The organism is Microbacterium hominis NBRC 15708 (assembly GCF_001592125.1).
Taxonomy (GTDB): Bacteria; Actinomycetota; Actinomycetes; order Actinomycetales; family Microbacteriaceae; genus Microbacterium; species Microbacterium hominis.
This window is the reverse complement of the sequence record NZ_BCWI01000003.1, coordinates 42909-61470: the sequence shown is the minus strand read 5'-3', so window position 1 is coordinate 61470 and position 18562 is coordinate 42909. Positions and strand designations below refer to the sequence as shown.

Below are 18562 nucleotides of genomic sequence, written 5' to 3'. Positions count from 1 at the left end.
CATCCCCCACCATCAGAAGTCACCCCTCGCGTCCGCGCGCGGGCGCGTATCGCCGTCGGCGTCGCCGCGTCGCGCCCCCGCCGGCGCGGTGTCGTACACGTCGTCGTAGCCCGACACCGCGAGCGCGTCGACGACGACGGCCGTGATGTTGTCGCGCCCGCCGTGCACGAGCGCCTCGTGGATGAGGCGGGTGGCCGCGGCATCCGGATCGGACTCGTCGGCGAGGATGTCGCGCAGCCGCTCGGCGGACAGCTCCCCCGACAGCCCGTCGGAGCAGACGAGGATGCGGTCGCCCGGCGCGGCGGGGACCATCCAGTAGTCCGCCTGACCGTCGCTTCCCGCGCCGATCGCTCGGGTGATCTCGTTGCGGCGGCTGTCGGTCGCGGCATCCGCTCCGCTGAGCACGCCCGCGTCGAGGAGCTCCTGGACCACCGAGTGGTCGACGCTGATCTGCTCCAGGACGCCGTTCGCGAAGCGATAGGTGCGTGAGTCGCCCACGTTCACCGTGAGCCAGTAGCCCACCCCGCCGACCTCCGCGACCACCACGCCGGCGAGGGTGGTGCCGGCGGCGCGGCCGTCGCTGGCGATCGCCTCCACCCGGGCGCGGGCACGACGCAGCGCCGTGCGCATCTGATCGATCGCCAGGCTCGCCCCGCCGACCAGGTGCGCGAACTCCGCGACGACGGCGGCACTCGCACGGTCGCCGGCGTCATGACCGCCCATCCCGTCGGCGACCAGGAACAGCGGCGCCTGCGCGAGGAACGCGTCTTCGTTCACGCGGCGGCGCAGCCCCGTGTGGGTCGCCGCGCCCGCGCGCACGACGATGGGCACCGCGGTCACGACGCCACCTCGATCGTCACCTGCCGGTCGCCGAACTCCAGCACGTCGCCGCTGCGCACGCGCGTGCGCTCCCCCGGGACCAGCGGCTGCGCTTCCGCCCCGCCGACCCCGCGGCGCAGCACGACGCCGTTGGTCGAATGCCGGTCGACCACCCAGACGGAACGGTCGTCGGCGGGGACGAGCTCGAAATGGGTCTTGGACAGCGACAGCGTCTCATCGCGCACCGCAGAGACCATCGCTCCCGTCTCGGGGGCGGGATTGCGCCCGAAGAGCGTGCGACCGTACACGGCCTGGCGGGTGCCGTCGTCCCAGACGAGGCGCGCGAACGGCCGCTCGCCCGTGGAGATGCGGGTCTCGTCGAGGTTCTCGATGAGCGGGACGTCGGCCGTCCGCGGGCCGGGCGCCGCCGCGGTGTCGCGGGCGGGCGGCGGGCCGACCGGCGCCGCATCGACCGTCGGCACCGCCGGCGCCGGGGCGGGTGCCGGCTCGTCCAGACGAGAGGGGTCGCTGACGCCGGGGACGAAGGAGATCACGCCGCTCGCGAGCGGTGACGCGGGCGCCGGGGCGGCGGGGCCGGCCGGCGTCCAGCCGTCGAGGTCGGCGGCGTCGCCGGCCGGGAGGATGGGCGCGGGCGGGAGCACCGACGGCGCGAGAGCACCGACGGGAGCCGCCGGCGTCGGCGCGACCGACGCGTCCTCGGAGGGCACGGCCGGGCGGCCGGCGACGTCGGTCATCACCGCTCCCGCGGCACGGTCGTGCCAGCCGCGACGCCACGGCGTCCCGTCGAACAGGGGGGAGAAGTACCCGACCACGATCGCGGCGCCCAGGCCCCAGACGAGGTTGCGCCCGAGCGCTCGGCCGAAGCCGAGGGGCGCGGCATCCGACGTGCCCTCGCGGACGAGGCGCAGACCGAGAGCGCGCATGCCCAGCGAGCCCGCCCCCGCCTGCAGGACCGTGTAGACCACGAACCAGCCCAGCCCGACGGCGTACGCCAGCAGCACGGCGACCGGCAGCGGCAGCCCGCCTCCCGTGCCGAACGAGATGCCGGCGAACACGCCCACGGCGATCAGCAGGACGATCAACCCGATCGCCGCATCGATCAGAAACGCGCCCGCACGACGGCCCAGCCGAGCCGGGCGGTGCACCGATGCCGGATCACTCATCGGAGGACTCCGTTCCACGAGAGGGGCGTCGACGGATGCTGCGCCGCACCCAGGCGCCCACGGACGCGCCGGCACCGGCCACGGTGCGGCGCACGGCCTGCCACGGCGGGCCGCCGTGGCGCAGGGAGCGCAGACTGAGCCGCGCGCGCAGGCGCTGCCACAGCGTGGCGGAACCCCTCATCTCCCCGACGATGTCGTCCACCTCGCGCCAGAACGTCTCGACGTCCTCGGGCGTCGGATCACCCGGTCCGAAGACATCGACATCGGCCCGGGTCGCGAGCGAGGCCACCCGCGGCTGGGCGAAGGCGGCACCGAGCACGTCCGCGCTCTCGGCACGGGTGGCGCCGGCGACGACGGGCGCGCGCAGATCGACGGCGGAGTCGACCAGTTCGTCCCAGCCGCCGGAGATGCGGTCGGCGGTCCGCGCCGCCCCGCGCCGACGCGCCCGCCGGGCGCCCTTGATGACGCCCATCACGATGAAGGGGGCCAGCAGCAGCGCGAGCACCCCGAGGGTGATGCCGCCGTAGAGCAGCACCGGCCCGAGCCAGCTGAGCCCGGCCGCCTGGTCCTCTTCCTGATCGCGGTTCTCCGCGATCGCGGGCGGCAGGTCGGCCGGCTCCTGCGCCGGGGGCGGCGGCTGCAGCACCTGCGGCTTGGGGTTCGCCTTCGGCTTGGTCGACTGGTCGTTCGGCTTGTTGTCCTCGTCCGGCGTCGGGTCGAAGACGACCCAACCGTGGTCCTGGAACGCGATCTCGACCCAGGCGTGGAGGTTGCCGCCGGTCGCGGTGAGCGTGGGACCGTCCTGCGGGTGCTTGTCGTCGGCGTGCCACCCCATCACGACGCGGGCCGGCATGCCGAGCTGCGTGGCCATGAGGGCCATGGCGACCGCGTACTGCTCGTCGTCGCCGACCATCTGCTCGCTGCCGAACAGCGACGTGATGCGGGCGGCGCCATGACCGGAGAGGGAGAGGACCTCGTCGCCGAGGCCGTGGCTGAAGAAGCCCTGCGTGTGCAGGTAGCTCTCGAGGGCCCGCGCCCGCTCGATGGGCGTCTCGGCGCTCGCGGTCGCCTTCGACGCGAGGTCGGCGATCTTCTCGGGGATGCCGCTCTGCTTCGGCATCTTCAGCGACGCGAAGGGGACATCCGCCAAGGCGGCGTCGCTGGGCTGCTCGGGCACGACCGTCTCGATCGTGTAGGCGTCGCCCTTTGCGAGGCCGATCGGGGAGACCGCGGTTCCCGTCGCATCGTTGAAATGGGTCGTGCGGGCGAGCTCGGACGCCCGCGGCCCGTCGAAGGCGAAGTCGCGGACGGCACCGACATCCGGCACCCACACGCCGTCGAGGTCGCCGACCTCCACGCGCACGGTCGCCGGGGTGCCCGTCGCGGTCGGCGACATGTTCGAGCGGATCGGCGTGAACGCGCTGGACGAGCCGGCGCCGTCATCCGAGACGTTGTACACGATGCCGTCGTACGCATCCATCGTCGCCAGTCGTACCCGGCCGTCCTCGGGCAGCCCGGTGACGGTGAACAGCGTCTTGTCGGCGTCGTCGCGGACGTGGCCGCGGAACGACTGCAGCGGACTGGGGTATTGCGTGACATCGAACGGCGGAACGATGAAGTCGCGCAGGATGTACCGCGGCGGGGTCGCCACGGCGGCCGTCGCGATGCCCGCCGCCGAGGCCACCGCCAGCACGATGCCGCCCGCGACGAGGCGGCGCGTGCGGGAGCTGCGCACCGTGGCGGCGTCGGAGGCACCGGCGGACTCCACCCGGACGGCGGCGCGGTCGTGGTCCCACACCCGCCGCAGGGCGAGCCACACCGTCGCCACGACGGCGAAGAGGATGCCCTGCACGAGCGGCGCCGCGGGCTGCGCGACGCCGAGGAGCACCGTCGTGACGAGCACGGCGAGCGCCGGCAGCAGCGCCCAGGCCGCCTGACGGGCCCGCAGCGCGAGGGAGCCCGTGAGCACGGCGCCGACGAGCGTGAGGATGAACGGCACGACGAGGTGGCCGTCGCCCGCCGCGACGGGCGGGACCGTGGTCAGCAGCTGCTTCCACGAGGTGACGGCGCCGAGGGCGAGCTGCTGCAGGGTGTCCAGCGTCGGCACGACGCCCAGCAGCGCGGTGTGCGGCAGCGCGAGCGCCCCGCCGAACACGAGGTAGGCGCCGACCGTGCCGCCCGCGAGGCTCAGGATGCCCCAGCGCCACCGCGCTCCGACCACTGCGAGGGCGAGACCGAGCGCGAGGCCGCCGATCCCGGCGACGAGGTACTGCGGCGAATCGAACGTCGGGGCGAACCCGATGACCGACACGATGAGCAGGAGGGCGGCGGCGACGACATCCAGCGCGACGCGGCGCGGCTCCCGCGTCTCCGGCACCCGCGACGACGCGGGACGCGGGCGCAGACGCGGCATCCGGGCCCGGGCGCTCACGACAGCACCTTCCGGACGGCGCGCGGCAGCTGGTCGAGTGCTCCGATCGTGACGACGTCGGCCTCTCCGATGCGCTGGAGGGCGGGCGCGTCGACGCGGACGTCCGCGACGACGGCGAGGGCGCGCACGCCCTGCGGCAGACGGGAGCAGGCCAGACGCAGCTCGGCGGCGTCGGTGCGGGCGCCCGTCACGAGCACGACGACCGCGGCATCCGGGGCGTGCGCGGCGATGCTGCCGGCGAGGGCGACCGTGCCGCCCAGCCGGGGCCGCGACGCGCCCAGCATCGACAGCTCGTCGAGGAAGCGCCGCGCCGTGACGGAGCGCACCGGGCCGTGCTGCGTGCGGACGTCGAGGATGCGGGAGTCGCGCAGGGCGCGCAGCCCCACCGAGCCGGCGACCGAGATGGCGAGCTCGAACTCCTCGGCCTCGCGATACTCGTCGGGAAGGGTCGAGAGCCCGACGACGAAGTGCGAGCGCCGCGTCTCCTCGTACTGGCGGACCATCACCTCGCCAACGCGCGCGGTCGACTTCCAGTGCACGTGCCGCAGGTCGTCGCCCGGCTGGTACTCCCGCAGCGCGTGGAAGGAGACGTCGTCGCGGGACAGGTGCTGCACCGGCAGGCCCTCGAGGTCGCGCAGGTGCCCGAGCGAGAGGCCGTCGAGCGTCGTCGTGCGCGGGTGGACGTAGAGGTCGACGGCCTGGCGGCGGTCGTGGGCACGCTCGAACAGCCCCAGCGGATCGCCGCGGCGCACGCTCACCGGGCCGACCGACAGGACGCCACGTGCCGTCGTCGGGATGGCGAAGACCTCTTCGTGCTCCTCGCCGGGAACGAGCCGCGGCACCTGGAAGACGCCCCGGCCGGCGCCGACGGGCAGGATCACTTCCGAGGGCAGGAGGGTGCGCGAGGTGCGGTTGGCCAGCATGAGGCCGCCGACGGCGCGCTCGCCGACGACGACGTGGGTGCGCGTCAGATCCAGCCCGATCTCGTACGTGGTCCGCCCGAAGAGGAACCCGAGGCTGACCACCAGCGTGGTCGTGACCACGCCCGCGACGACGAGGAACTCGCGCCAGCCGTACGCGAAGGCGAGCCACCAGACGAGCACCGCCGTCGCGATCAGCACCCAGCCGAGCGGCTGCACGACGTCGGCGACCGTGCGCAGCGCACGTGTCGTGCGCCGCCGCACCACCTCGATCCGCTCCCGGCGGCGCTCCGCCGCCGTCGCCTCGCGCGGGGCGACCAGAGGCGCCTCGTCGTCGCCGGCGACGTCCTCGGATGCCGGAGCGGGTGTCGGCGTCCCACTCGCGGGTACGCCGGAGTCGCCGCCCCGCCGGCGCGCACGACGCGACGGGGTCAGGGTGTCCGGCGCCGACGACATCAGCTCGCGGCCCGTGCCAGGGGTGCCTCGACCGCGCCGACGGCGCGCTGCACGACGCTCTCGGCGCTCGTGCCGGAGAACTCCGCTTCGGGGTCGAGCACGAGCCGGTGCGCCCAGACGGGCACCGCGAGCGTCTTCACGTCGTCGGGCACGACGAAGTGGCGGCCCTGCGAGGCGGCGTAGACCTTCGCGACGCGGATCATCGAGATCGCCCCGCGCACCGAGACGCCCAGGCGCGTCGACTCCGATGCGCGCGTGTGCTCCACGAGCTGCGCGGCGTAGCGGGCGACGACCGGGTCGACGTGCACCGTCGCGGCGAGGTCGGCCATGTCGGCGACGGCGCTCGTCGTGATGATGGCGCTGAGGGATGCCGAGGGGTTGCGGTCGACCGCCCCGGCGAGGATCCGCTCGGTGACGGCGAGCGTCGGGTAGCCGATGGAGGTCTTCAGCATGAAGCGGTCCAGCTGCGCCTCCGGCAGCTTGTACGTGCCCGACTGCTCGATGGGGTTCTGCGTCGCGATGACCAGGAACGGGCGGCCGACCTCGTGGGCCACGCCGTCGACCGTCACCCGGGACTCCTCCATCACCTCCAGGAGCGCGGACTGCGTCTTCGGGGAGGCGCGGTTGATCTCGTCCGCCAGCACGATCGAGGAGAACACCGGGCCGCGGTGGAACTCGAAGCGGTGGTTCTGCTGGTCGTAGATCGTGACGCCCGTGACGTCGGAGGGCAGCAGGTCGGGCGTGAACTGGATGCGGGTGCTCGTGCCCTGGACGGAGGCGGCGATGGCCTTCGCGAGGCTCGTCTTGCCGGTGCCCGGCGCATCCTCCAGCAGCACGTGGCCCTCCGCGAGCATGGCGGACAGCACCAGGCCCACCACTTCGCGCTTTCCGAGCAGCGCCTGATCGACGTTGTCGACCAGCCGCGTGAAGGTGTCGCGGAACCACGCCGCCTGTTCGGGGGTCATGCTCATTCGTTCGTTCCTTGCTGTGCGAGTTCGTTCGTGGACGTCAGTTCCGTGGCCACCAGGACGTCTCCGTGTCGACGGAGCCACCCCAGCCGAGGATGTCGACCCACACGTCGTAGCCGTCGGCGCCGAGGAAGCACTCCAGCTGCTTCGAGCCGTTGGCGGGCAGGTCGAAGGGACCCTGCCACGTGTTGATCGGACCGTTGCCGCCGCTGCGGTAGCAGTTGATCTTGTAGCTGCCGGCCGGGAAGTTCTGGGTGTTGACGACGAACTTGTAGCAGCCGTTGACACACCCGTTGTTGACGAAGTCGCCGCGCGTGACCCACACCCGCGGTTTCGGCGGATCGGCGGTGCGCGCCGAGTCCGAGGCCGTCGTCGTCTGGCCCGCCGCGCTCGTGCGCACCTCGATGCTGTGCGTCTCGGCATAGCCGTAGCCCCGGGTCAGCGATCCGTTCGCGTCACGGCTGACGAGCCCGCCGTCGATGTACACCTCGGTCGAGATGTCGCGCCCGTTGCGGCCCGGCGACGACCAGGAGTAGGTGATGTTCGTGCCGGATGCCGACGCCCGCGCCGACGGGTTGCCGATCGGACCGTAGGGGGCGACGGCGTTGGACTCGTTCGACGCGCCGCTCGCGAAGGAACTTCCGTCGACGGTCGACACGGCGCGCACGCGGATCTTGTAGGTGCCGTTGTTGGCCACCTGCGACCCGCTGATCGTGCCGGAGCCGTTGGTGCCGCCCGACGCCCAGGAGCCGCTCCACCCGCCGTTGTTGACCGAGTACTCGTAGCGGATCTCGTTCGCGGCCGCACCGTTGCCCGACCCGGCCGTCCACGTGACGCCGACCGCGTTGTTGCCCTCGCTCGCCGCGACACCGGTCGGCGCCGCCGGAGCCGTCACACCGCGACGCGGCGCCGACTGCGGGCTGCGCTCGCCCCAGCCCGCCTTGTTCTGCGCGCGCACGTCGAAGGTGTAGTCCGTCGTCGAGGTGTCGACGACGACGGCCTGACTGGTCTGGCTGCCCGAGACGGGGACGGTCTTCACGACCGATCCCCCCCGCAGCACGCGCAGCTCGTACGCCGAGATCGTGTCGCCGTTGTTGGCGGGGGCGCTCCAGTCGACACGGATCTGGGCCTGTGAGCCCACCGGGTCGAGCAGCGTCGTCGTGGGCGCGTTCGGCGCCGCCGGCGGCGCGGCCGGCACCATCGAGGCCGACCAGGCACTGAACTCGCTCGGCTCCGGCGCGCGGTTGTGCGCCCGGACGCGCACCTGGTACGACGAGCCGTTCTCGAGGCCGTCCCACACGATCGTGGTGCCGGTGACGCCGGTCTTCTGCACGATGCCCGACGGCGGCGCGGGCGAGATCTCGAGCGTGTACGACTCCACCGGAGAGCCCTCGGTGCGCGGCGCCACCCACGAGACGGTGAGGCTGCGGTCGCCGAACTTCAGCGTCGGCGGCGCGGGCGTGTCGGGGCGGACGTCGGGACGGGCGGTCTCCGACGGCATCGACGGGTCGGACGTGCCGACCTTGTTGCTCGCGGTGACCACGAAGTTGTACTCGACGTTGTTGGTGAGCCCGTCGAGGGTGCACGTCGTCGACGCGCACTGCTTCATGTAGTTGTTCGCCGTCGAGGTGACCGTGTACCCCGTGATCGGCGAGCCGTTGTCGGTCGGCGGCGTCCAGGAGAGCACGACGGTGCGACTCTGGATGCTCGACACGACGGGCCGGCCGGGAGCGTCCGGCTTGCCCTGCACCGTGATGCGGATGCGTCCCTCGACGGCGCGGTCGGGGTCCCCCGTGGCATCCATCACGCGGTAGCGCGCGACCACGACGCCCACGAAGGCCTTGTCGCTCGTGACCTCGACGCGGTCGCCGCGGACTGCGACCTGCGCCTGGCCGGTCTCGAGCGTGGCGCTCTCGACCTTCAGCGGGGTCTCCGGGAACGGGTTGACATCGTTGTCGAGGACGGCGACGGACTCGGTGGAGCCCTGGTTCGACTGGGCGATGACGTCGTCGTTGGCGCTGGCCAGCGGCCGTGTGGACGCCGTCACGGTGATCGAGATCGTCGCTTCCGCCGGCGGCGTCGTGCCGTCGTCCGCGGTGACGGTGAGATCGGCCCGCGTGCCCTTCTTCGTCGACGCGGATGCCGACACCTTGAGCTGGGTGCCGTCGACCGCGGCGGTGAGCCCGTCGGGGGTCGACCCCTTGATGCGGAACGTGAGCTTGCCCTGGTCGCCCGGATCGGGGTCGCTCGCCAGCGCCGCGAGGTCGAGCACCGTGGCGTCTTCTCCGGGCGAGACGTTCATCGACGCGCCGAGCATCGTGGGCGACTGGTTGTCGGGCGGGAGCACCGTGATCGGGATGGTCAGCGTCGCCTTGCGGCCGGTCGGATCGTCGGGGCCGTCGCCGTCGGTGACCTCGAAGGTCAGCGCATCGGAGCCGAAGTACCGGTCGGCCGACGTGTACACGAGGGTCTGCTGATCCTTGATCAGGTTCGCGCCGTTCGCGTGCACGGCCGTGACCTTGGCGGCCTCGGTGATGACGACGCCCTTGCCGCCGGCGGCGCGGACGTACTGCGAGAGAGGCAGCTCGATGGTCTCGCCGCTCTTCACCTCGACGGGCTTCGTCGAGATCAGGCTGGGCGGCAGCTCCGACAGCGCGGGCACCCGGATGAACGCGGAGTCGGTGAGGCCGTCCGGGTCGGTCACGGTGTAGGTGATCAGCTGACGCTGGTCGCCGACCTCGACCCGCACGGAGCCGTCCGCGCCGACGCGGGCGGTCTCGCCGCCGACGCCGAGCGTGACGGTCAGGTCGGCCTTCGTGCCGTCGGGGTCGTCGTCGTTCTCGAGCACCGCGATCTCGGCGGTCGTGCCGTCCTTGACGTCCTCCGCCCGCACGCGATCGTCTCGCGCGATGGGTCGCTCCAGCGGCACCTCCGGGTCGACGGTGATCTGCACGCTCGTGCTCGCCCGCGCGCCGCGCGCGTCGGTGATCGCGTACTGCAGCGAGGTGTTCATCTGCTCTTCGGGAGCGGTGATCAGCAGGTACTTCCCGCTGATGCGCGCCTTCAGGCCGGCGACGTCGGGAAGCGTGATCGGGTCGTCCTCGGCGAAGCCGAACTCGTCGCCGTCGGGGTCGGAGTCGTTGGCCAGCACCGGCACGGCGACCTCTCGGCCGGGCCGGATCACGACGGCGTCGCGCACGGCGTAGGGCGCCTGGTTGACCGACGCCGCCGGGGCGATGCCCACCTGGATGGTCGCGGTCGCGTCCTTGCCCAGGCTGTCGCGCACGCGGTACGAGAAGGTGTCGACGCCGACCGCGTCGCCGAACGCCTCGTACGTGAACGAGTTGGCCCCCGTCTCGGCGATGCGCCCCTTCTTGGGCGCTTCTGCGATGCCGATCAGCTCGACGGAGTCGCCGTCCTGGTCGATGCCGTCCAGCGGCACCGGGATCGTCACCGTGGCCCCGCTCAACGTGCGCGCGGTGATGTCGTGCGGCTTCGGAGCGGAGTTCGCCTCGTCGTTGCGGGGCAGGATCTGGATCGTGACGTAGCCGGCGTCGCGCTGGCCCGACGAGTCGACCGCCTCGTACGTCACATAGACGGTCTTGGGCGTGTCCCCGGCACGGAAGCGCACCTTGTCCTCCGAGACGAACGCCGCGCCGTCGGCGGGGTCGACCAGCGGGGCGACGAGATCGGGAGCGACGTGGATGGTGTCGCCGTTGGGGTGGTAGTCGTTCGCGAGCACCGGGATGGTGACGGTGTCGCCGACGCGCACGACGGCCTGGTCGTCGTTCGCGACCGGCGGGCGCAGCTTGGCGGGCGGCGGCACGGGGATCACGACGATCTCGCCGGTGGCCGACCGCGACCCGTTCGAGATCGTGTAGCCCACCCGCACCTGCTTGTTGAGCGAGCCGACGTCGCTGATGCGCACCGTCTCGTGGCCGAGGACGGCCGCCGCGACGCCGGAGCCCGGCTCGGACGTGACCGACTGCACCACGAGGATGCCGCCGCCCGGGTCGGTGTCGTTGGACAGCACGTTCACGAGCACGTCGCCGCCGACCGGCAGCAGCGCGATGTCGCGCACCGCGACGGGCGGGAGATCCTCGTTGGATGCCGGGAGCACATCGACGCGGACGAGGCCCGGAACGGAGTTCGGGCCCGCCGACACGAGGTACTGCGGGTAGTAGGTCCCCGGGCTGGCCGCGGTGAACGTGAAGGTCTTGTTCGCGAAGTCCGGAACGATCGTCGCCCCCGGCACCTCGTCGACGCGGGTGAGGCGCAGCGGCTCGCTGCCCGAGCTGGTGTCGTTCGTGAGGGGGGAGACGGTGACGGTGCGGCCCGCGCGGGTGACGACGTGATCGGAGTTCGTCACCGGCAGCGTGGTGCCGAGCGGCCGGATGTCGTAGCGGGAGATGCCCGGACCGTCGGCGGAGCCGTCCGAGACCAGTATCGGCACGTCCTTCCGACCCTGGGTGCCGCCGATCGCGCGGTACGTGATCTGGCCGTCGGGGGTGAAGTCCGCCTCGTCGCCGCCGTCGGCCGCGACGTCCTTGAGGAAGATGTCGTCCCCGTCCGGGTCGATCCAGTCCGAGAGCACGTTGTACGACGCGGTGCCCCCCGACTCGACCGTGATGGGCGTGGTGCGCTTCTGCACGGGGGCGGAGTTGACGTCGAAGGGGTGCACGGTCACCGTGACGGTCGCCGATGCCTCGCCTCCGCGCCCGTCGTCGACCGTGTAGCGGAAGCTCGTCGATCCGGTGGCGTCCTCCGGCGTCGTGAACTGCAGGGCCGCGCCGTTGTTGATCGGCTCGACGCTGCCGAAGCCGGGCGTCGACGACGCGGCGGCCACGAGCACGTCGCCGTCGGCGTCGGTGTCGTTGTCGAGTACGGGCAGCACGGTCGTGCGGCCCGGCCGCACGCCGTACTCGTCGTCCTGCGCCACCGGGGGCGTGTTCTGGTCGGTGCGCTCCGGGAGGGTGGTCTGCACCGTCTCCTCGGTGGTCTCCTCCTCATCGTCGCCCTCACCCTCGGGCGGCGTGATGTCCTGCCAGTTGTCGACGCGCTGCATCGAGTCCGACGCCATCCACGCCGCCCCGCCGAACACGTCGTTGAGGACGACGACATCGCGGTTGACGCGGAAGCGGAGCACGCTCGTGGGCTCGATGCCCGGCACGTCCTGGACGACGTCGTCGGCCTCGCCGGGGCAGTCGCGGACGAAGCGTCCGCTGCCCGACCAGGCGCCGTACGCGCACCCCGCGACGTAGACGGGCTCGGCGGGTGCGCCCTCGGCGCTCCCGGCATCCACGGTCTCCGGGTCACCGCCGCCGATCGGGACCCGCACGAGAGCCGTCGGCGTCGCGAGGGTCACGGCGCTCGCAGTTCCCGACGGCTGCTGGAGGACGGCGCCGCGGGGCACCTGCACGCGGGAGCCGTCGCCGCCGTAGAGGGTGTCGGTGTCGTGATCGAGCACGTACGGCGTGGTGCCGACGACGGTCAGCGACAGCGTGTGGTCGGCGGAGACGCCGTCCAAGTCGCGCGACGACTTCTGCACGGTGGTGCTGTCGTCGCCCGGGCCGTAGGAGCGCAGCACCGCGTCGGCGGCCGACGCCGCGTACACCGTCCCGTCGACGCCGACGGCGACCTTCGCGTTCTTGCCCTCGTCCGCCACCGGTTCGGTGCCCTCGGCCCCGATCCCGCTGATGGCCGTGAAGGGGCTGGTCCAGAGCGCACCGGTCGGCTCGAGCACCGCGACCGTGTCGGCACCCATCGCGACGGCGGCGCCCGGCTTCAGCTCGGCGGAGTCGGACAGGATCACCCGTGCCGGATCGATCGCGGCCATCGAGGATGCCGTCGAGTCGACGACCAGCACCCGGGTGCCGCTCTGCAGCAGGTCGTAGTCGGCGGTGCCGTTGCGCAGGCCGCCGTCGAGGACGCGCGAGGAGTGGTTGAAGTGGCCGATGAGCAGGCTCGACTGCTTGGTGACCCACACACCGCCGTCGTTGAGGTCGACCTCCGTGGTCGGCTTTCCCTCGTACGAGACGGCGAAGAAGCCCACCACCAGGGCGGCCGCCGTCACGGCAGCGGTCGAAATCAGCGTGCGCGGACGCGCGCGAAGCCACGCAAAGGACTTCATTGTGGGCTCGGCTCCCCTCCGGGCTCGTTGTTTGCGTGGCGTCGGGACCTGTTGCTGAAGCAGGCGCACACGTCGTGCAGACCCGGATAGCCTACGTCACAGAATTCACGGCGGTGCACCCTTGCGCATGGGGAGAACTACCCACTATTGGCTCGTCATCCTCCGACGTACGTCGCGAGATGACGGGCGGTCAGCGTCTCGCGCTGCGCGACGAGCGCGGCCGGCGTCCCCTCGAAGACCACCCGTCCCCCGTCGCGGCCCGCCCCGGGGCCGACGTCGATGATCCAGTCGGCGTGCGCCATGACGGCCTGGTGATGCTCGATCGCGATCACCGAGTTTCCGGCATCCACCAGCCGGTCGAGCAGCGCCAGCAGGTTGTCGACGTCGGCCAGATGCAGCCCGGTCGTGGGCTCGTCGAGCACGTAGACCGCGCCCGGCTTCGCCATGGCGATCGCGAGCTTGAGGCGTTGGCGTTCCCCGCCGGAGAGCGACGCGAGCGACTGGCCGAGGGTGATGTAGCCCAGGCCCACGTCGATCATGCGGACGAGCACCGCGTGCGCCGGCCCCTTCCCCACGAACGGGGCCGCCTCGTCGACCGGCATGGCGAGCACCTCGGCGATGGTGCGCCCCTGCCAGCGGTACTCCAGCACCGTGTCGCTGAAGCCGCTGCCCTCGCACAGCTCGCACCGCGTCTCGACGCTCTGGGTGAAACCGAGGTTCGTGATGATGACCCCGAGCCCCCGGCACGCGGGGCACGCCCCCTCCGAGTTCGCGCTGAACAGTCCGGGCTTCACGCCGTTGGCCTTCGCGAAGGCGGCGCGGATGGCGTCGAGCACCCCGGTGTAGGTCGCCGGGCTCGACCGGCGGGAGCCCTTGATGGGCGTCTGGTCCACGACGACCACGCCCTCGAAGGCGGGCAGGCTCCCGTGGATCAGGGAGGATTTGCCCGAACCCGCGACGCCGGTGACGACGGTGAGGATGCCGAGGGGCACGTCGACGTCGACGCCCTGGAGGTTGTGCAGGCGCGCACCGCGGATCGGCAGCGCGCCCCGGGCGCCGCGCGTCTCGGGCTTCAGCCGGGCGCGATGGTCGATGTGCCGGCCTGTGACGGTGCCGGACGCGCGCAGTCCGGCGACGTCGCCTTCGTACGTGATGCGCCCGCCGGCGCGCCCCGCGCCGGGTCCGAGGTCGACGACGTGGTCGGCGATCGCGATGACCTCCGGCTTGTGCTCGACGACCAGCACGGTGTTGCCCTTGTCGCGCAGCAGGAGCAGGAGGTCGTTCATGCGCTGGATGTCGTGCGGGTGCAGACCCGTCGTGGGCTCGTCGAACACGTACGTGACGTCGGTGAGGCTCGAGCCCAGATGGCGGATCATCTTGGTGCGCTGGGCCTCGCCGCCGGAGAGCGTGCCGCTGGCGCGATCGAGGTACAGGTAGCCCAGCCCGATCGCCACGAACGAGTCCAGCGTCTGGCGCAGCCCCGTCACCAGCGGCGCGACCGACGGGTCGTCGATCGTCGCCACCCAGGCCGCGAGCTCGGTGATCTGCATCGCCGCGGCATCCGCGATGCTGACGTCCGCGATCTTCGACGATCGCGCCGCGTGGTTGAGTCGCGTCCCGCTGCATGCCGCGCACGGCATGAACTTCACCGCACGGTCGACGAAGGCCCGGACGTGGGGCTGCAGGCCCTCCCGGTCCTTCTGCAGCATCGACTTCGTGATGCGCGGGACGAGTCCCTCGTAGGTCATGTTGATGCCCGCGATCTTCACCTTCGTCTGCTCCCGGTGCAGCAGCACGTGCAGCTCGTCGTCGGTGAAGTCCGCGATGGGCTTGTCGGGGTCGAAGAACCCGGACTCGCTGTAGCCCTTCACCATCCAGCCGTCGGGCGTGTAGCCGGGAACCCGGATGGCGCCCGCGCGCAGCGACAGCGAGCGGTCCAGCAGCTCGTCGATGTCGATGTCGCTCACCTGCCCCAGCCCCTCGCACGCGGGGCACATGCCGCCGGTGACCTCGAACGAGCGGCGCTCGGTCTTGCCGTCGTCGGCGCCGACGGCGATCGTGATCGCCCCCGACCCCGAGACCGACGGCACGTTGAACGAGAAGGCCTGCGGCGAACCGACGTGCGGCCGGCCGATGCGGCTGAAGAGCACCCGCAGCATGGCGTGGACGTCGGTCGCGGTGCCGACCGTCGAGCGCGCGTTGGCGCCCATCCGCTCCTGATCGACCACGATGGCCGGGCTCACGTTCTCGAGCGCGTCGACGTCGGGGCGACTCAGCTGTCCCATGAACTGCTGCACGAACGTGGGATAGGTCTCGTTGATCAGCCGCTGCGATTCCGCCGCGATCGTTCCGAACACGAGGCTGGACTTGCCGGAGCCGCTGACGCCGGTGAAGACCGTCAGCCTCCGCTTCGGGATCTCGACGTCGATGCCCTGGAGGTTGTTCTCGCGCGCCCCGACGACGCGGATGCGTCCGTGCGAGTCGGCGACGTGCTCGGATGCGGGTGCCATGGCGTCAGTCTGCCGCGTGGGTGCGACACGGCGCACCCCTTCCGGCGACCACCTCCCGTCGATCAGGGTGCGCGGTGGCACCCGTGAAGGTGGTCGTCGACCATCCCCGCCGACTGCATCAGCGCGTACATCGTGGTGGAGCCGACGAAACGGAACCCCGCCGTGCGCAGCGCGGCGGACAGCGCATCGGATGCCGGGGTCACCGCCGGCACGTCCGCGAAGACGCGCGGCCGCTCCGCCTCGGCCCTCGCGTCGGGCGCGAACGACCACATCAGCGCGTCGAGCTCACCGGGACGCATGTCGCGGACGAGCCGCGCGTTGCCGATCGTCGCGAGGATCTTCGCGCGGTTGCGGACGATCCCGGCATCCGCCATCAGCCTGTCGACGTCACCGTCGTCGAAGCCCGCGACGACCTCGGGGTCGAAGCCGGCGAACGCCTCGCGGAAACCGGGACGCTTGCGGAGGATCGTGATCCACGACAGTCCCGCCTGGAAGCCCTCGAGGCTCAGCTTCTCGAAGAGCGCGCGGTCGCCGTGCAGCGGCCGGCCCCACTCCTCGTCGTGGTAGCGACGGTACTCCGGGTCGTCACCGACCCAGCCGCACCGCGAGACGCCGTCGGGGCCCACACGCAGATCACTCACTCCGTCAGGCTAGCCGCGGGCGCCGACACCGCGCGGCCGCGTCGCGCCGTCGGGAGCCCCGGCATGACCGGGGTGTCGGGGACGGGCGCCGAGGTCCGGGTCCCGAACTCCTCCAACTCGCTGCGGTCGCGGGGCAGGGACGCCCGGACGCGGCCCGCACCCCCGCGCGTGGAGGAGTCCGGCACACGCGCGGGGTCGGCCGGCCCGCCACTCACCCAACCACCACCGAGCCGCTACCCCGTGACCGAACCGTCACACAATGGCCCGGCCGTGCCGTAGCGGCTCGCGCGAATCGTGTCGGCTCGCGGGGCGTGGCGGCGCTACTTCTTCTTCAGGGTCTTCTCTGAGACGGGGGCGGCCCCCGAGGCGGCGAGGTCGGCGTAGTAGGTGCGGGCCTCCTCCTGCCGCTCCCGCTCGGCGCCCGAGGCGATCGGCGCACGCACGTGCTCGGGCTCGAACCCGAACGCGTCGACGAGGTCCTGCGCGTGCGGGCGCAGGCGCAGGAGCAGCCGGTCGATGTACTTCGACACGGAGGCCGCGCGCTGCGCCGACAGGCGCCCGTTGATCAGGTACCAGGCGAGGTGCTTCTCGATCAGGTGCAGGCCGAACAGGTCGCGCAGCCACGTGAGCACCTGAGCCGTGCCGGCATCCGAGACGCCGGCGATGCCGTCGCTGAACGCCTCCCACTGCAGCAGCTCGCCGTGGGCGCGCGCAGCCTCGATGAGCTCGGCCTGGTTGGCGTTGAAGATCGCCGCCGCCTCGGCCGGCGAGGCCTTGGATGCCGGGCGCAGCCGACCCGCGATGTCTTCGATCATCTGCTGTACGCGTCCGGCCAGCAACTCGTGCTGCTGCTCGGCCCGCAGGCCGAGCTCGACGGACCGCGCCGTCGAGCCCAGGTCCGTCACCGCCTGGCCGAGCTGGCGCAGCCCCGCGCCGTGGAACACCTTGCCGGCCGTCTGCCTGGCGGCGAAGGAGGCGAGCTTGGCGGCATCCGCGCCCCGGAACTGCTTCGCGAAGTCGCTGAGCAGCCGCTTGCCGACGAGCTGGAGGAGCACGTTGTTGTCGCCCTCGAAGGTGACGTAGACGTCGAGGTCGTGGTGCAGCCCCACCAGACGGTTGTCGGCCATGAAGCCCGAGCCGCCGCACGCCTCGCGGCACTCCTGGATCGTGTCGAGCGCGTTCCACGTCGACAGCGGCTTGAGGGCCGCCGCGAGCGTCTCGAGGTTCTCGCGCTCCTCGGGGGTGTCGGTGCGGCCGCTGAAGACGCCGTCGAAGGTGCGCAGCAGCTCGTCGTTGGAGAAGAATTGCGCGTACACCTGCGCCAACCGCGGCAGCAGACGCCGCTGGTGCTTGCCGTAGTTGAGCAGCACGACCTCGTCGCTGCCGGAGCCCGAGTCGAACTGGCGGCGCTGGCCCGCGTAGGTGATCGCGATGTTCAGGGCGAGGGCCGTCGCCGTGGTCGCGGCGCCGTCGAGCGAGACGCGCCCCTGCACCAGCGCGCCGAGCATCGTGAAGAAGCGGCGGCCGGGGCTCGGGATCTCCGAGGTGTAGGTGCCGTCGGCGGCGACGTCGCCGTAGCGGTTGAGGAGGTTGAAGCGCGGGACGCGCACGTGGTCGAAGGCGAGCCGGCCGTTGTCGATGCCATTGAGGCCGCCCTTCACGCCGTCGTCCTCGCTCTGCACGCCCGGGAGCATCTCGCCGTTCTCGTCGCGGATGGGGACGAAGAAGCAGTGCACGCCGTAGTTGACCCCGCCGGTGATGAGCTGGGCGAACACCGTGGCGGCGCGACCGTGGAGCGCGGCGTTGCCGAGGTAGTCCTTCCATGCGCCGCGGAACGGCGTATGGATGACGAACTCCTCGGTCTCGGGGTCGTAGGTGGCGGTCGTGCCGATGGCCGCGACATCGGAGCCGTGGCCGATCTCGGTCATGGCGAAGGCGCCGGGGAGCTCGAGGTCGATGACGTCGCGCAGCCACGCGTCGTGGTGCTTCTCGGTGCCGAGCTGGTAGATGGCGGAGCCGAACAGACCCCACTGCACGCCCGACTTGATCTGCAGCGACGGGTCGGCGAGGACGAGCTCCATGAAGCCGGCGAGGTTGGCGCCGTTGTCCTCGAGGCCGCCGTACTTCTTCGGGAACGCGCGGCGCGACCCGTTGTTCTCGACGAGCACGCGCAGCTGCCCGAGGACGCGCTCGCGGTGGTCGGCCACCGACAGCCCCTCGATCTTCCACATCGCGGGGTCCTTGATCATCTCGCGCGCCTCGCGCCGCGTGTCGGCCCAGGTGCCGAGCAGCAGATCGGTGACGGTGTCGACGTGGATGCGGGCCTCGTGCGCCTCGGCCGCGGTGTGCGCGGCGGTGGGGGCTCCCCCCGCGGGAGTGCGCGTGTTCGTGGCGGGCTTCTTCGGACGGACGGCGGCGTCGGTCATCGGCGTACCTTTCGACAGCGGACAGCAGAACTCAGTCTCGACGGTAGGAGGGCTACAACACCGCCGCAAACCCGTTG

Annotated in this window: 9 protein-coding genes; all 9 read right to left on the bottom strand. The window is 72.0% G+C overall.

The window, feature by feature from the left end:
• Positions 1-12: 12 nt before the first annotated feature.
• Positions 13-840, bottom strand: a complete 828-nt coding sequence (locus MHO01S_RS04920; protein ID WP_061781920.1) for a PP2C family protein-serine/threonine phosphatase — start codon at positions 838-840, stop codon at positions 13-15.
• Positions 837-2003 carry an RDD family protein gene (locus MHO01S_RS04915; protein WP_061781919.1) on the bottom strand — a complete coding sequence of 389 codons (1167 nt, stop codon included), beginning with the start codon at positions 2001-2003 and terminating at the stop codon, positions 837-839. Before MHO01S_RS04915 ends, MHO01S_RS04920 begins: the two co-directional genes overlap by 4 nt.
• On the bottom strand, positions 1996-4434 hold the full coding sequence (locus tag MHO01S_RS04910; RefSeq protein WP_061781918.1) for a transglutaminase-like domain-containing protein: 2439 nt from the start codon (positions 4432-4434) through the stop codon (positions 1996-1998). Before MHO01S_RS04910 ends, MHO01S_RS04915 begins: the two co-directional genes overlap by 8 nt.
• Positions 4431-5810, bottom strand: a complete 1380-nt coding sequence (locus tag MHO01S_RS04905) for a DUF58 domain-containing protein (protein WP_061781917.1) — start codon at positions 5808-5810, stop codon at positions 4431-4433. The genes MHO01S_RS04910 and MHO01S_RS04905 overlap by 4 nt, the downstream gene beginning before the upstream one ends.
• Positions 5810-6781 (bottom strand): AAA family ATPase, encoded by a 972-nt coding sequence (locus MHO01S_RS04900; protein ID WP_060961084.1) that lies wholly within the window; start codon positions 6779-6781, stop codon positions 5810-5812. The genes MHO01S_RS04905 and MHO01S_RS04900 overlap by 1 nt, the downstream gene beginning before the upstream one ends.
• Before the next feature lie 37 nt (positions 6782-6818).
• Positions 6819-12851, bottom strand: a complete 6033-nt coding sequence (locus tag MHO01S_RS04895; protein WP_231735209.1) for an Ig-like domain-containing protein — start codon at positions 12849-12851, stop codon at positions 6819-6821.
• A 212-nt stretch (positions 12852-13063) separates the two neighbouring features.
• A complete protein-coding gene (locus MHO01S_RS04890; protein WP_060961086.1) occupies positions 13064-15418 on the bottom strand; it encodes an ATP-binding cassette domain-containing protein in 2355 nt (784 codons plus the stop codon).
• 62 nt (positions 15419-15480) lie between these two features.
• Positions 15481-16059: a DNA-3-methyladenine glycosylase I gene (locus MHO01S_RS04885; RefSeq protein ID WP_060961087.1), complete on the bottom strand. Its 579-nt coding sequence runs from the start codon at positions 16057-16059 to the stop codon at positions 15481-15483.
• A gap of 320 nt (positions 16060-16379) precedes the next feature.
• Positions 16380-18485, bottom strand: a complete 2106-nt coding sequence (locus tag MHO01S_RS04875) for an acyl-CoA dehydrogenase family protein (RefSeq protein WP_060961089.1) — start codon at positions 18483-18485, stop codon at positions 16380-16382.
• Between the last annotated feature and the right edge of the window lie 77 nt (positions 18486-18562).

Bases quoted from the DNA above. Each gene is read 5' to 3' on its own strand.
- MHO01S_RS04915 (WP_061781919.1), bottom strand. From the start codon at position 2,003: ATGAGTGATCCGGCATCGGTGCACCGCCCGGCTCGGCTGGGCCGTCGT.
- MHO01S_RS04905 (WP_061781917.1), bottom strand. From the start codon at position 5,810: ATGTCGTCGGCGCCGGACACCCTGACCCCGTCGCGTCGTGCGCGCCGG.
- MHO01S_RS04900 (WP_060961084.1), bottom strand. From the start codon at position 6,781: ATGAGCATGACCCCCGAACAGGCGGCGTGGTTCCGCGACACCTTCACG.
- MHO01S_RS04890 (WP_060961086.1), bottom strand. From the start codon at position 15,418: ATGGCACCCGCATCCGAGCACGTCGCCGACTCGCACGGACGCATCCGC.
- MHO01S_RS04875 (WP_060961089.1), bottom strand. From the start codon at position 18,485: ATGACCGACGCCGCCGTCCGTCCGAAGAAGCCCGCCACGAACACGCGC.